Origin of the sequence: Acinetobacter indicus, from assembly GCF_009914475.1 — a bacterium.
Lineage (GTDB): Bacteria > Pseudomonadota > Gammaproteobacteria > Pseudomonadales > Moraxellaceae > Acinetobacter > Acinetobacter indicus.
Genome location: NZ_CP045198.1, coordinates 1,022,953 through 1,036,304, shown reverse-complemented (window position 1 = coordinate 1,036,304; position 13,352 = coordinate 1,022,953). Strand labels below are relative to the sequence as shown.

The 13,352-nt window shown below is 46.5% G+C and carries 12 protein-coding genes; 8 read left to right on the top strand and 4 right to left on the bottom strand.

Annotation, left to right across the window (positions count from 1 at the left end):
- Positions 1–75: 75 nt before the first annotated feature.
- The 6 genes from GA693_RS05420 to GA693_RS05395 all read left to right on the top strand — a co-directional run bounded on the left by GA693_RS05420 (position 76) and on the right by GA693_RS05395 (position 5,486).
- Positions 76–1,317 carry an acyl-CoA dehydrogenase family protein gene (locus GA693_RS05420; protein WP_127801468.1) on the top strand — a complete coding sequence of 414 codons (1,242 nt, stop codon included), beginning with the start codon at positions 76–78 and terminating at the stop codon, positions 1,315–1,317.
- Between the two features lie 91 nt (positions 1,318–1,408).
- Positions 1,409–2,530, top strand: coding sequence for a phosphotransferase family protein (locus GA693_RS05415; protein ID WP_104487283.1), 1,122 nt, complete (start codon positions 1,409–1,411; stop codon positions 2,528–2,530).
- Complete coding sequence (locus GA693_RS05410) at positions 2,527–3,225, top strand: histidine phosphatase family protein (RefSeq protein ID WP_016658073.1); 699 nt, start codon at positions 2,527–2,529, stop codon at positions 3,223–3,225. The genes GA693_RS05415 and GA693_RS05410 overlap by 4 nt, the downstream gene beginning before the upstream one ends.
- Before the next feature lie 15 nt (positions 3,226–3,240).
- On the top strand, positions 3,241–3,984 hold the full coding sequence (locus GA693_RS05405; protein ID WP_016658074.1) for an SDR family oxidoreductase: 744 nt from the start codon (positions 3,241–3,243) through the stop codon (positions 3,982–3,984).
- Positions 3,985–4,151: 167 nt separating this feature from the next.
- Positions 4,152–4,880, top strand: a complete 729-nt coding sequence (locus GA693_RS05400) for an SGNH/GDSL hydrolase family protein (RefSeq protein WP_160241275.1) — start codon at positions 4,152–4,154, stop codon at positions 4,878–4,880.
- Positions 4,881–4,895: 15 nt separating this feature from the next.
- Positions 4,896–5,486: a uracil-DNA glycosylase family protein gene (locus tag GA693_RS05395; protein ID WP_171065083.1), complete on the top strand. Its 591-nt coding sequence runs from the start codon at positions 4,896–4,898 to the stop codon at positions 5,484–5,486.
- Here GA693_RS05395 and GA693_RS05390 read toward each other — a convergent pair.
- From GA693_RS05390 to GA693_RS05380, 3 genes are all read right to left on the bottom strand, one after another.
- Entirely contained in the window at positions 5,483–5,992 is a 510-nt protein-coding gene (locus tag GA693_RS05390) for a pyridoxamine 5'-phosphate oxidase family protein (protein WP_160241276.1), read from the bottom strand. The two genes, GA693_RS05395 and GA693_RS05390, sit on opposite strands and share 4 nt — an antisense overlap.
- 196 nt (positions 5,993–6,188) lie before the next feature.
- On the bottom strand, positions 6,189–6,626 hold the full coding sequence (locus GA693_RS05385) for a hypothetical protein (protein ID WP_005178205.1): 438 nt from the start codon (positions 6,624–6,626) through the stop codon (positions 6,189–6,191).
- 196 nt (positions 6,627–6,822) lie between these two features.
- The gene (locus tag GA693_RS05380) at positions 6,823–8,391 is read right to left on the bottom strand and encodes a phospholipase D family protein (protein WP_160241277.1); all 1,569 of its coding nucleotides are present in this window, start codon (positions 8,389–8,391) and stop codon (positions 6,823–6,825) included.
- 123 nt (positions 8,392–8,514) lie between these two features.
- Here GA693_RS05380 and GA693_RS05375 point away from each other — a divergent pair, with 123 nt between their 5' ends.
- Positions 8,515–9,630: an S-(hydroxymethyl)glutathione dehydrogenase/class III alcohol dehydrogenase gene (locus GA693_RS05375; RefSeq protein ID WP_160241278.1), complete on the top strand. Its 1,116-nt coding sequence runs from the start codon at positions 8,515–8,517 to the stop codon at positions 9,628–9,630.
- A 313-nt stretch (positions 9,631–9,943) separates the two neighbouring features.
- Positions 9,944–12,052 carry a sensor domain-containing protein gene (locus tag GA693_RS05370; protein WP_160241279.1) on the top strand — a complete coding sequence of 703 codons (2,109 nt, stop codon included), beginning with the start codon at positions 9,944–9,946 and terminating at the stop codon, positions 12,050–12,052.
- Between the two features lie 73 nt (positions 12,053–12,125).
- On the opposite strand, the gene GA693_RS05365 is transcribed toward GA693_RS05370, so the two are convergent.
- A complete protein-coding gene (locus GA693_RS05365; protein WP_160241280.1) occupies positions 12,126–13,346 on the bottom strand; it encodes an amino acid aminotransferase in 1,221 nt (406 codons plus the stop codon).
- Positions 13,347–13,352: the final 6 nt, after the last annotated feature.

The window sequence follows — 13,352 nt, the reverse complement described above, 5'->3', positions numbered from 1 at the left end:
TCATTTCATGCATAATAATTTTTAGGTTAAGGTGTTGTAAAGCCAATATAACAACAGATTGAGGAAGCTACAGTCATGTTTGAATTGTCAGCACGCGCACAGGATTATCTCGAAAGAACCCAACAGTTTATTCAAACAGAAATTGAACCAAGTGAGGCCGACTTTTGGCAGCAGGTGCATGAACTGAATCAGGGTGGTGACTGGACGCAATGGCAGTGGCCGGCGCAATTAGAAAGTTTAAAAGCCAAAGCCAAAGCCGCGGGACTGTGGAATATGTTTTTGCCTTGTCCTAATTTGGGCCAGGGCCTGTCAGTGCAGGAATATGCACATATTGCCGAATTGTCTGGCCGTAGCCTGATTGCCCCGACCGTATTTAACTGTAACGCGCCAGATAGCGGCAACATGGAAGTGTTATGGCGTTATGGTTCAGAACAGCAAAAACAGCAATGGTTGATGCCGCTGCTCGAAGGCAAAATCCGCTCGGTGTTTTGTATGACCGAACCGGCAGTGGCCTCTTCTGATGCGACCAATATGCAGGCCACAGCGGTGGTAGATGGTGATGAGATTGTCCTGAACGGACGTAAATGGTGGTCATCGGGTCTGGGTGATCCGAATGCCAAAATCATTATTTTTATGGCGCATACCCCGGATGAAAGCAAAGACCGTCATCATCAACATTCGATGGTGCTGGTCCCGGTTGATACTGCAGGGGTGAAAATTGAACGTATGTTACCGGTGTTTGGCGATTATGATGCGCCGCATGGCCATGGTGAAGTCAGCTTTGACAATGTCCGCGTGCCAGTGGCCAATTTTATTGGCGGTGCCGGCCAAGGTTTTGAAATTGCCCAGGGCCGTTTAGGACCCGGCCGTATTCATCACTGTATGCGTTGTATCGGTGCGGCAGAAAAATCACTGGAACTGATGATTGACCGCGGCATGAACCGGACTGCCTTTGGCAAGGAAATCCTGAAACTCGGTGGCAATTTGGAGCGTGTGGCCGAAGCGCGTGTGGCAATTGATCAGGCACGCCTGTTAACACTTTATGCTGCCTATAAAATGGATACTTTAGGCAATATGGCCGCCTTAACAGAAATTTCTGCCATTAAAGTGGTGGCGCCAAGCGTGCTGGAAAAAGTGGTGGATATGGCCATGCAAATCCACGGCGGTGCCGGGCTGTCCCGCGATACGCCATTGACCGGTTTCTTTGCCCAGGCACGTGCCTTACGTTTGGCCGATGGCCCGGATGAAGTGCATAAAGGCATGATTGCCAAACTGGAACTGGCCAAACGTGGCTACAGTACCCGTCGTAAAAAATAAGTGGCAAAACACCAGAAACAGTGTGGGTCTTTACAGCTGAAAATGCTCTAATAGAGCAAGACCTAAAAAAGTGAAAAATCAGGAAAATAACATGTCAGTGATTGATGTTGGCGGTCAGGTTCGTGAAGGCGAGGAACTGGATATTCAGGCAGTAAGCCAGTGGTTAAAGGCGCAAGGGGTTGATGTTCAGGAACCCGTTGAAGTGACCCAATATTCAGGCGGTGCCTCCAACTGGACCTATCGTCTGAACTATCGCAATGCCGATTTAATTTTACGTCGTCCACCCAAAGGCACCAAAGCCAAATCTGCGCATGACATGGCGCGTGAATATCATGTACAAAAAAATCTGGCGCCGTATTATCCGGTGTTACCGCAGATGGTGGCGCTGTGTCAGGATGAATCGGTGATTGGCTGTGATTTTTATATCATGCAGCGCGTGGAAGGTATTATCCCGCGGGCCAAACTGCCGCCAGAACTGAACTTTGATGAAACCCAGGTTCAGGAACTGTGCATTAATGTGATTGATAAATTAATCGAGCTGCATCAGGTGCCGTATCAGGGCACTGAACTGGAAAAACTCGGTAAAGGTGAGGGCTATTGCCGTCGTCAGGTGGAAGGCTGGGACAGCCGTTATGAAAAAGCCAAAACCCTGAATGTGCCGTCATTTAAATATGTGCGTAAATGGCTGCACGAGAATATTCCGGCAGATTCCACCACCTGCATTATTCACAATGACTGGCGTTTTGATAATGTGATTTTAAATCCGCAGCATCCAACCGAAGTGATTGGCGTGCTGGACTGGGAAATGGCAACTCTGGGCGATCCGCTGATGGATCTTGGTTCCGCTTTGGCCTACTGGGTAGAAGAAACCGATAACCAGATTTTTAAAGCCACCCGCCGTCAGCCGACCCATTTAAAAGGCATGTTCACCCGTAAACAGGTGGTCGATTACTATCTGGAAAAAACCGGCCTGCAACCGGAAAACTGGACCTTCTATGAAGTGTTCGGGATTTTCCGTCTGGCGGTGATCGCCCAGCAGATTTACTACCGTTATTATCATAAACAGACCAATAATCCGGCCTTTAAAGATTTCTGGATTGTGATTCATGCCTTGCACATCCGCGCCTTAAAACTGATTGGGCTGCAAAAAATTGAAGCCAATGAGCTGGCACAAAAATATATGGCCAAATTTAAGGAGCTGCTGCCGAAATGACGACCATTTATTTAATCCGTCATGGCCAGGCTTCTTTTGGTGCAGAAAGCTATGACCAGCTTTCGCCGAATGGGGAATTGCAGGCCAAACTGCTGGGGCAGTATTTTGACAACATCTTAAAAGAAGAACCCTATGTGGTGGCCGGCTCCATGCAGCGCCATCAGCAGACTGCACAGATCGCTCTGGCCGAATGTTTCCCTGAAGCTCATCTGGTCACCAATCCGGACTGGAACGAGTTTAATCATCAGCAGGTGTTTGCCCAATACGAACCGCGCTTTAATGAACCGCATTTATTAAAGGCCGATGTAGCCAAAGAGCTTAATCCGCGGGCGTATCTGGCAAAAATTTTTGAAGGTGCCATTGAACGCTGGACTGGCGGTGAATATCACCATGAATATGAAGAATCCTGGCCGCATTTCAAGGCCCGGGTCGAAACCGCCTTGCAAAACCTGTGTGATGAACTGGCCCAAACCAAACCGCGTTACGCGATTGTGTTTACTTCGGGCGGAGTCATTTCGGTTGTTGCTGGAAAAATTCTGGAACTGAATCCTAACCGGACTTTTGCACTGAACTGGGCCATCGCCAATACCAGCATGACCACTTTGCGTCTGGTCGGCAATGAGCCGCAACTGTTAAGTCTGAATGAACATCATTTTATAAAAGCACAACATCCAGAATTATTAACCTGGATTTAATCAAGGAATAGACAGATGACCAAAACAATTTTAATTACCGGCGCAAGTTCCGGCATTGGTGCCGGTATGGCCCGCGAATTTGCACAAAAAGGCTATAATCTGGCCATTTGTGCGCGTCGTATGGAACGTCTGGAAAGCTTAAAACAGGAACTGGAAAGCAAGTACGGCGTGAGCGTGGCCGCAAAAACCTTAGATGTGACCAATTATGATCAGGTATTTGAGGTGTTTCGTGCCTTTAAAGAAGAGCTCGGCACAATTGACCGGATTATTGTCAATGCCGGGGTTGGTGAAGGCCGCCGGATCGGCAAAGGCAATTTTGCGATTAACCGCGCCACGGTTGAAACCAACTTTATTTCAGCGCTGGCGCAATGTGAAGCTGCGGTAGAAATTTTCCGTGCCCAAAATTCTGGTCATCTGGTGATGATTTCTTCCATGAGTGCAATGCGTGGTATGCCAAAACATCTGACGGCGTATGGTGCCAGTAAAGCTGGCGTGGCACATCTGGCCGAAGGCATCCGTGCCGAGCTGATTGATACGCCAATTAAAGTTACCACCATTTTCCCAGGCTATATCCGTACCGAAATTAACGAAGGCGCGAAAAAATTACCATTTGAAGTGGATGAGCAAACCGGTTCACGCTTACTGGCCGCAGAAATTGAAAAAGCACCGGTAAAAGCTTATGTGCCAAAATGGCCATGGTTGCCACTGGGCTTGGCCATGAAAGTCTTACCTTTAAAACTGGTCAATAAACTCGGTTAATCCACATGTATATCAAGTGAAAAGTTCCATTTGGCGCTTTTCACTTTTTATTTTAAATGTTTGTTTTAAATATTTGAAAATTTAAAAATATTTCATAGAAAGATAAAAATAGAGGGCTTATTTTGGTTAAAATAGGCCCGATTTTTTTGAAGATGATCGACAATGCGATGTTTCTGAAGCTTGCAACCTTGGGTTTAATTCCCGCCCTGATTATTCAAGGCCGCCGGGTCAAGAAAAATACCTTAAGACTGGCAGAGCCAGAAGGCGAACGTGAAGGCACGAGCGGTCAGGGACAGGCCTTATCCATTTTGATTCTGGGGGATTCAGCCGCTGCCGGCGTTGGCGTTAGCCATCAGGAAGATGCCTTGCTCGGCGCGATTCTGGCCGGACTCACTTCCGAATTTCAGGTCAGCTGGAAACTGCATGCCAAAACAGGCAATACTACAGGGCAGGTCATTCAAAGCGTTCAGCAGCTGGACACTGAAAAGTTTGATGTAGTGGTCACCTCGGTCGGGGTGAATGATGTCACCAAATTGATACCAGCCGATATCTGGATTCAAAAGCAGGCGCAGTTGTATCAGCTGATTGCAGCTAAATTCCAGCCACAGCTCATCCTTGCAGCAGGTGTACCACCGATGCAACTTTTCCCGGCTTTACCGAATCCGCTGGCGTGGCTGTTTGGCCAATATGCCAAGCAGATGAACCGTGAACTGCATAAATTTATTCAAAAGCAGCCAAACATGGACTGGATTGAATATGACATTGCACAATATCAGCAGATGCAACTGGAAATGGCCGAAGATGGCTTTCATCCGAGTAAAGAAATTTATCAAATATGGGGCAAAGGAGTAACACTCAAAATTAAACAACGGCTTAAGATGAATAAAGTGAATTGAGTTTGCTGCCTTATGATTGATGATCTTGAAATTGAAACCCATCCCTTTGAGCCTTTTTTACCCTCCAATGCCAAACTGCTGATGATGGGCAGTTTTCCACCGCCCAAAAATCGCTGGAAAATGGAATTTTATTATCCGAATTATCAGAATGATATGTGGCGGATTTTTGGTATCTGCTTTTTTCAGGATAAAAACTATTTTTTAGACCTGCCGAATAAAAACTTTCAGCTTGAACTGATTCAAAACTTTTTAAAAGATACCGGTATTGCACTGTTTGATACCGCCTACCGGATTAGCCGTTTAAAGGGCAATGCTTCAGATAAATTTCTGCATATTCACACCCCGACCGATTTAAATCGGCTGCTCCAGCAAATGCCGCTGTGCCAGTACATTATGACCACGGGTGATAAAGCCACTGATACCTTGATGGAATCAATGCCGGAAGGCACGCCGAAACCGGTAATTGGCCAATCTTCACAGGCGATCTTTGCTGGTCGAGAGCTGCATTTATACCGTATGCCATCTTCATCTCGCGCCTATCCCTTAGCGGTGGAGAAAAAGGCTGAACTTTATTGCGGTCTGTTTAAGGATGTCGGCCTGCTTTAAAAAAGAGAGGATGTCTTTGGCATCATTGATGGATATTCTACCCATCTAAACGCATGAATATGCACCTCCCGAACCTGGGTGAAATCCGACCAGATCAGCTTGCTGCCGCGTGTCCATTTTAACGGCGCAATTCTACGGCGCACCTGATGCATTTCCTCGGCAGTGGCCGGGCGTAACTCACCAATCTTGGCATATAAACGCACACCCGGATAAGTGCGAAATTGACCTGACATCATTGATTTTAGCCAGAACCCGCGGCTACTGTTTACGGCCTGAATACAGGCCTGCGCATTATGTTTGAGATGCTGTTGCAGCGTGGCAGAGTAGGTATCAAAAAAGAAACCGGTGGGAGAGCTGTCGTTTAAAAATAAGGTTCCAATCGGGGTGATATTCGGGATACCTTCTGGACTCACACTGGCGATGGAGCAGTGCATACTGGCGCGCTGCGCCTGCGCAACCACTTGTCGTATTTGCCCCCAGGTTTGAGCATCCATATTCTTGTTCATTTTTATACTCATTTTATAGTTAAAACCAGCATAATAAAGACCAGAACTATTGTTATGCGTGAAAGCGCAACTGCATATTCATCATAAATTGGATTTAAAAATAGAACGAGAGGAAATCTGACGAGCACAGCTCAGAAAAGAGCGAAAAACTTCGCTCTTTTTTCATGTTTCAGCAGTAAAAGCAGAATAAAAGGACTTAAGCTCCGTATTCCACATAATCCCATAAATTCAGGCGGGCTTTAATTTCCTTGCGGATTTGCGGCAACATCGGTAATAAAGTGCCATCAATCCATAAGCTGAGGGCTTGGGCTGAGAGCGGTTGCTGTGCATCATCCACCAGTTGTGCACCTTTGACCATCACCAAGGTTTCCTGTTCAGCCGCAGTTTCTACACCCTTAAACAACACCTGCAATTCAAAACCGGTGTCCTGAATCAGCCATTCCAGTTCCAGCTGAATATTCTCATTCGATTGCAACACTACCTGACCTTCAAGCTGCTCCGAGTCGGACAGGCAATCATGTTCGACTCGCACTTTGGCCAGAAACCACTCTTGCTGGCCCAATTCATTCAGGGTTTTAGTCGGGCTGAGAATATCACTTAATTTAAATTGACGGCTTAAATCAAAAAATTGCATGGGGAGAGATCTAAAAAAAGAAGAAAAATAAAGCGTGAATTTTAAAGTAATGTAGCAGGAGAGTAAAACCTTCTGGCGATAAATACGAAGTGAGAGATCACACAATCTCTCCGGGTATCGGGTTTGCTGCAAACCTATAGAGCAACTCGTATTCAATTATCTTGGTCAATGTATATTTACTGTAATGTGGATGTCATTACATCATCCACTCGATTGGGACATGGGTCATTAAATTCATCACAAAACGCTGGAAACTGGTGGTTTCCGGATCAACCTTGTGCTGAATCACTGAACCATCTTTTTGATAATCCAGCCAGATAATCTGTCCTTTCTCATCTAACCTTAGTTCATAGGCAATTTGCGGCAGGTACTGATTCAATGAATCTGAAATTTCATCCTGGAGTTCATCAGATTCCAGCACCAGCCCGACTTCGGTATTTAAAAAAGCCGAGCGCGGATCAAAATTAAAAGAGCCAATAAATACCTTGCCATCAATATCAAAGAATTTGGCATGCAGGCTGGAAGCACTGCGGCCTTTGGCTGGAATCACGTTACCGGTAATAATTTCATACCAGGTACGTTCTTCGCGCTGAATATAACGCTTGAACTCATACAGTCGAATGCCACTGGCCAATAGCTGCGGCCGGTATTGCTGATAGAAGGCATGTACAATCGGTACATCATTGGCCATATACGAGTTGGTCAAAACCCGGATATCAATGCCGTTTTCTGCCAGACGGCTCATATAATCCGTACCGCGTTGAGTCGGAATAAAATAGGCAGATACTAGTTCCAGATGCTGATCGGGCGTGCCCATAATTTGGATCATCTGATGGTAAATCATCTCTTCATCTTTGGCTTTGCCCTGGATTTTTTCTGGCGGGTCAGCCACAAAATGCGCTTTGGCCCAATGATAGGAACGCTGTTTTAAATACTGCGCCACCTGTTGCTCGGCAAAACTGATCCGACGTTGCACCTCCTGTTCATCCAGTTGCTGGCTGGCATATTTTTCCCGCAGCAAGGTCAAGCTATTACGATGGTATTTATTGCTGTTCTGGTCCATCAGCTGGACCAGATTAAAACTCAGTTCATGGTTCCAGAAAGCACGGAAATTATCGTTGGCTTTTTTGACCGCATTACCGGCAAAGAGAATATCTACATCGGTAAACTGAAAGTCATCACTGGCATCAAAATATTCCCGGCTGATATTGCGGCCACCGGTCACGGCAATCGCGCCATCGGCAATAATCAGTTTGTTGTGCATGCGGTGATTCACTGCCTGCATCCGGAAGGCATAATCCAGTGCCCGAAAATGACGGAATTTATAAGGATTAAACAGGCGAATTTTAAAGTTCGGATGATGGCTGAGTGCCAGCAAGGTATCGTCCAGTTGGGTGCCATTCTGGTCATCAATCAGTAACCGGACCTGTACCCCGCGGTCGGCGGCTTTGAGTAATTCGGCCAGCACTAAATGACCAATTTCGTCATCGGTCCAGATGTAATATTGCAGGTCTAAATGATGTTTGGCGTTATGAATTAAATGTAAACGTGAAGCAATACTGATAAATCCGTCATACAGCGGTAAATAGGCGGTTTGTCCGCGTTGTAGTTGTGCCTGTGCCTCTGGTCGCGGCATCCAGTGTTCAAAATCTGGTTCAATTGGCGCATCCTGCGCAGCATAGTTCTGTTCAAGCGAATTACAACCGGTACATGCCAGAATCAGACAGCACAACCAGATCATGTTGTAATATTTTAATGGCATCATTTTTATGAAGTAAATTTTTACTGATTCATATAGATTATCATGATGTTATAGGTTGAATCTGTTGATAAAAAGCGGTTACTGTAAGACATCTGTTAAAGACGTATCAAAAGGATGATCAATTTCATGAAATCAAGAGCTGCGGTCGCATTTGGTCCGGGTCAACCCCTTGAAATTGTAGAAATAGACGTGGCTCCGCCAAAAGCTGGAGAAGTCTTGGTTAAAATTAGTCATACCGGTGTATGTCATACGGATGCCTTTACCTTGTCAGGTGATGATCCTGAAGGGGTGTTTCCAGCCGTGTTGGGTCATGAAGGCGTGGGTGTGGTGGTGGAAGTCGGTGAAGGTGTGACCAGCCTTAAACCGGGTGATCATGTGATTCCACTGTATACCGCGGAATGTGGTGAATGTCTGTTCTGTCAATCGGGCAAAACCAACCTGTGCGTGGCGGTGCGTGCTACCCAGGGTAAAGGTTTGATGCCAGATGGTACCACCCGTTTTTCATATAATGGTCAGCCCATTTATCATTACATGGGCTGCTCAACTTTCAGTGAATATACTGTGGTGGCCGAAGTGTCACTGGCCAAAATTAACCCGGAAGCCAACCATGAACAGGTGTGCTTGTTGGGCTGTGGTGTAACCACCGGTATTGGCGCGGTGCATAACACTGCCAAAGTGCAGGAAAGTGACAGCGTTGCCGTGTTTGGTTTAGGCGGGATTGGTCTGGCCGTGGTGCAAGGTGCGCGTCAGGCCAAAGCCGGCCGTATTATTGCAATTGATACCAACCCGGAAAAATTTGAACTGGCCAAACAGTTTGGTGCGACTGACTGCATTAACCCGAATGATTATGAGCGCCCAATTCAGGAAGTGATTGTTGAAATGACCGGTTGGGGTGTTGATCATTCCTTTGAATGTATCGGCAATGTCAACGTGATGCGTTCCGCGCTGGAATGTGCCCATCGTGGCTGGGGCCAATCGGTGATTATTGGTGTGGCTGGTGCCGGTAAAGAAATCTCGACCCGCCCATTCCAATTGGTGACGGGCCGTAAATGGATGGGCACTGCATTTGGTGGCGTTAAAGGCCGTTCACAATTACCAGGCATGGTCGAGCAGGCCATGAAAGGTGATATTCAGCTGGAGCCTTTTGTTACCCATACCATGCCGTTAGAACAGATTAATGAAGCATTTGACTTAATGCATGAAGGTAAATCAATTCGTAGTGTAATTCATTTCGAGTCGTAATGACCTTATCTAAAAAACACCGGGCTTAGACCCGGTGTTTTTTTGTATCTGCACTCACAGAAACCATCACAACTGATATCTTTTTTCTATCAAAACTGCCCAGTCTCGCTACAAAGTAGAACTAGGCTGCATGCTTAAAGTCAGGAATATGCACAGAAAATTGTATATTCTTAAGCCATTTTAATTACAAAAAGAATATACAAAAACTGGGTATTTTTATTTACCGTGGGTTAAAAATAATTTTTATAGCTCTTATAATACATATTTGTATAGAAGTGTGATCTTATTTGCACTATAACCTGGAAAATGCGATATGAGTCATATTAATCTGCTTGAGGTATTAAAAGACAAGTCCAAACAGGTCACGCCTAAACTTGAGAAATCTCCTTTTCAGAAAGACTTTATTCGCGCCATTGAAATGATGCCACAACTGATTTGGGTTAGTTCAGCCGGACATCATCTATATAATTCTAATTTTAAACAGTATCTTGCTTCAGATGAGCAAAGCCTGACTGCTCAAAGCTGGCTGAATGCCATTCACCCGGAAGATGCCGAGCATCTGTGTTTTTTATGGGAAAGTGCGCAAAAAAGTGGTCAGAGTTTTGAAAAAGAATGCCGGATTCGGGATCGCCAGCAGCGCTATCACTGGTTTTTGTTAATTGCCCGAAATTCGCAGCAGCTCGAGGGCTGTGACCAGTGGATGATCAGTTGTACCAATATTCATGACAGTGCGGTGAAATATCGGGAAACCAAAGATACCTTACGTGCCCACACCCATATGCTGGATGTCAGTGTTGACTGTATCAAGATTGTCAAACCGGATGGCTCACTGTCGCATATGAACCGTTCAGGTTGCCAGGCTTTGCTAGGCAAAGAGCGGGAAAAGAATTTCGGCATGAAATGGCTTGATCTATTACCACCCGAAGCTCGTGAAAAAGGTCAGCAGGCCATTCGTGAGGCGATTAAAGGCAAAAATTCCCGTTTCCCGGGTATGAGTATTCACCAAGATGAAGTGAAATACTGGGACAATATGCTGACCCCAGTGCTAAACGAACACGGCGAAACCACCAGTATTTTATGTGTATCGCGTGATGTGACCTTGCAAAAAATTGCCGAAGATAAATTAAGACTCAGCAGTGAAGTCGATGATCTGACCAAGCTGATTAACCGCCGAACTTTCCGGAAAAAAACCAAACAGGCAATTCAGGTCGCCAAAGAAACCCGCACATTGGTCGGGGTCATGCTGATTGACCTGGATCATTTTAAAAATATTAACGATACCCTGGGCCATCAGGCCGGCGATCATTTATTAAAAGTATTGTCCAAACGCTTTCAAAAATATATTTCAGAACAGGTCAGTATTGCACGCCTGGGTGGTGATGAGTTTGCCGTGGTGGTGCATTCGGTTGAAAATGAACAGCAGCTGATTGAACTGGCCAAGAAGTTTGCCAAACTGCTGGATGCACCCATTACCTATAGCGGCCGGATCATTAACTGCGGCATGAGCATTGGCTGTTCGATGTATCCCAAAGATGCCAGAGAAATTCCCGAACTGATGAAATGTGCCGATACCGCGCTGAATGACCTGAAAGCCGGTGGCCGCGGTGGCATCCGCATGTTTGATCATTCCATGCTGGCGGCGGTCCAAAGCAAGGCAGAGCAGCTGCAGACGGCACGCATGATTATTCGTGAACAGCGGATTGTGCCGTTTTATCAGCCGAAAGTGTGTATTGAAACCGGTGAGCTGATTGGCTTTGAGGCTTTATTGCGCTGGCAGGATGAACAGCAGCATTATCGTTATCCGAAAGAGCTGTTAGAAGCCTTTAGCGATTATGAGCTGACCACAAAAATCAGCGAATTGATGCAGCAGGCGATTTTTAGCGATGTACAAAGCTGGATCAAACAAGGTCTACAGACGGTGCCGGTGTCAATTAATGCCTCGCCGGTGGAATTGATGCGCGATAACTACGCAGAAGTGCTGTTAAAACGGATGCAGTATTATCAGATTCCGGCGCAATTAATTGAAATTGAAATTACCGAGCAGTCACTGGCCGAGCGTGGCTCTGAATGTGTAATTCGTACCATCCATAAACTGAAACAGGCCGGTATTCGCATTTCGCTGGATGATTTTGGCACCGGATATTCCTCCTTAACCCATTTACGTGATTATCCGGTAGATAGCCTGAAAATTGACTGTGATTTCGTCAACCGCATCAATAGTGATAAATCAATTCAGGCCATTGTCGAAGCGATTATCAAGTTAGGGCCGGTTTTGTCCTTGGATATTATTGCCGAAGGCATTGAAACCAAGGAGCAGTTTGAAACCCTGAAACAGTTTGGCTGCCATTTTGGTCAGGGCTATTTATTTAGCAATGCTGTCAATCAGCTTGAAGCTAAGCAGATGTTAAAAGCCGCTTCATAATCTTCAAATTTCTACGATATAAAAATATAAAAACGGGCACATGGCCCGTTTTTATTTGCGAGGGAACAGAGGTTTAAGCAGTGAGAGCAGTATCACTATGCTGTAATACCTGTGCCATGGCATGTGCCACTGCATCGACATTGTTCTGGTTTAGTCCTGCCACACACATCCGGCCACTACGCACCAGATAAATACCAAACTCCTGCTTGAGCTGATCGACTTGGGCTGCACTCAAGCCAGTATAGCTGAACATGCCGCGCTGCCGGGTCAGATAGTCAAAAGATTGCCCCGGTAAGGCAAGTTCGAGCTGCTGTTTTAAACGCTCACGCATCTGTTGAATGCGCTCACGCATTTCGGTCAGTTCGTCCTGCCAGCTTTGGTACAGCGTCGGCGTGTGTAACACATGCTGAATCAGCATCGCGCCGGTAGTCGGCGGGCTGGAATAAATCCGGCGTACGGTGGCTTTCAGCTGGCCTAACACGCTTTGGGCGGTGGTGGCATCATCACAGACCGCACTTAAGCTGCCAACCCGTTCGCCATATAAAGAGAAAATTTTGGAAAATGAATGGCTGACCAGAAAATTCAGGCCGGCCCTGTCCATCGCCCGGATGGCATAAGCATCTGCGTGAAAATCTTCGGCGAAGCCCTGATAGGCCATATCCAAGAGCGGAATCAGCTGCTTCTGCGCCAGTAGCTCAATCAGCTGATCCCACTGCGCTGGCAACAAGTCGGCACCGGTCGGGTTATGACAGCAGGGATGCAGCAGGACAATACTTTGTGCCGGCAGTTGTTGCAGGCAATCCAGCATGGCAGCAAAGTCCACCTGACCGTTATGCGGATCAAAATACGGATATTCATGACAGCGAATGCCGGCGCCCTGGAAAATCGCAATATGGTTATCCCAGGTCGGGCGGCTGACCCATAATTCAGAGGCCGGGAAATAGCGTTTTAAGAAATCTGCCGCCACTTTTAGTGCGCCCGAACCACCCAGCGTTTGTAAGGTCACTACACGACCGGCCTGACAAGCCGGACTATCTTCGCCAAAAATTAGTGCTTGGACGGCGCTGTTATAAGCCGGCATACCTTGCATTGGCAGGTACAGTTTGACCTTCTGCTGCTCGGCATTTAGGTCCTGATAAGCCTGCTGGATGGCACGCAACTGCGGAACCTGCTGGGCCTCGTTATAATACAGCCCGATACTGAGATTAACTTTATGCGGACGCGGATCATGCTGGAATTCTTCCATCAGGGACAGAATCGGATCGCCGGCATAGGTATCGACATGTTGAAACATACAATC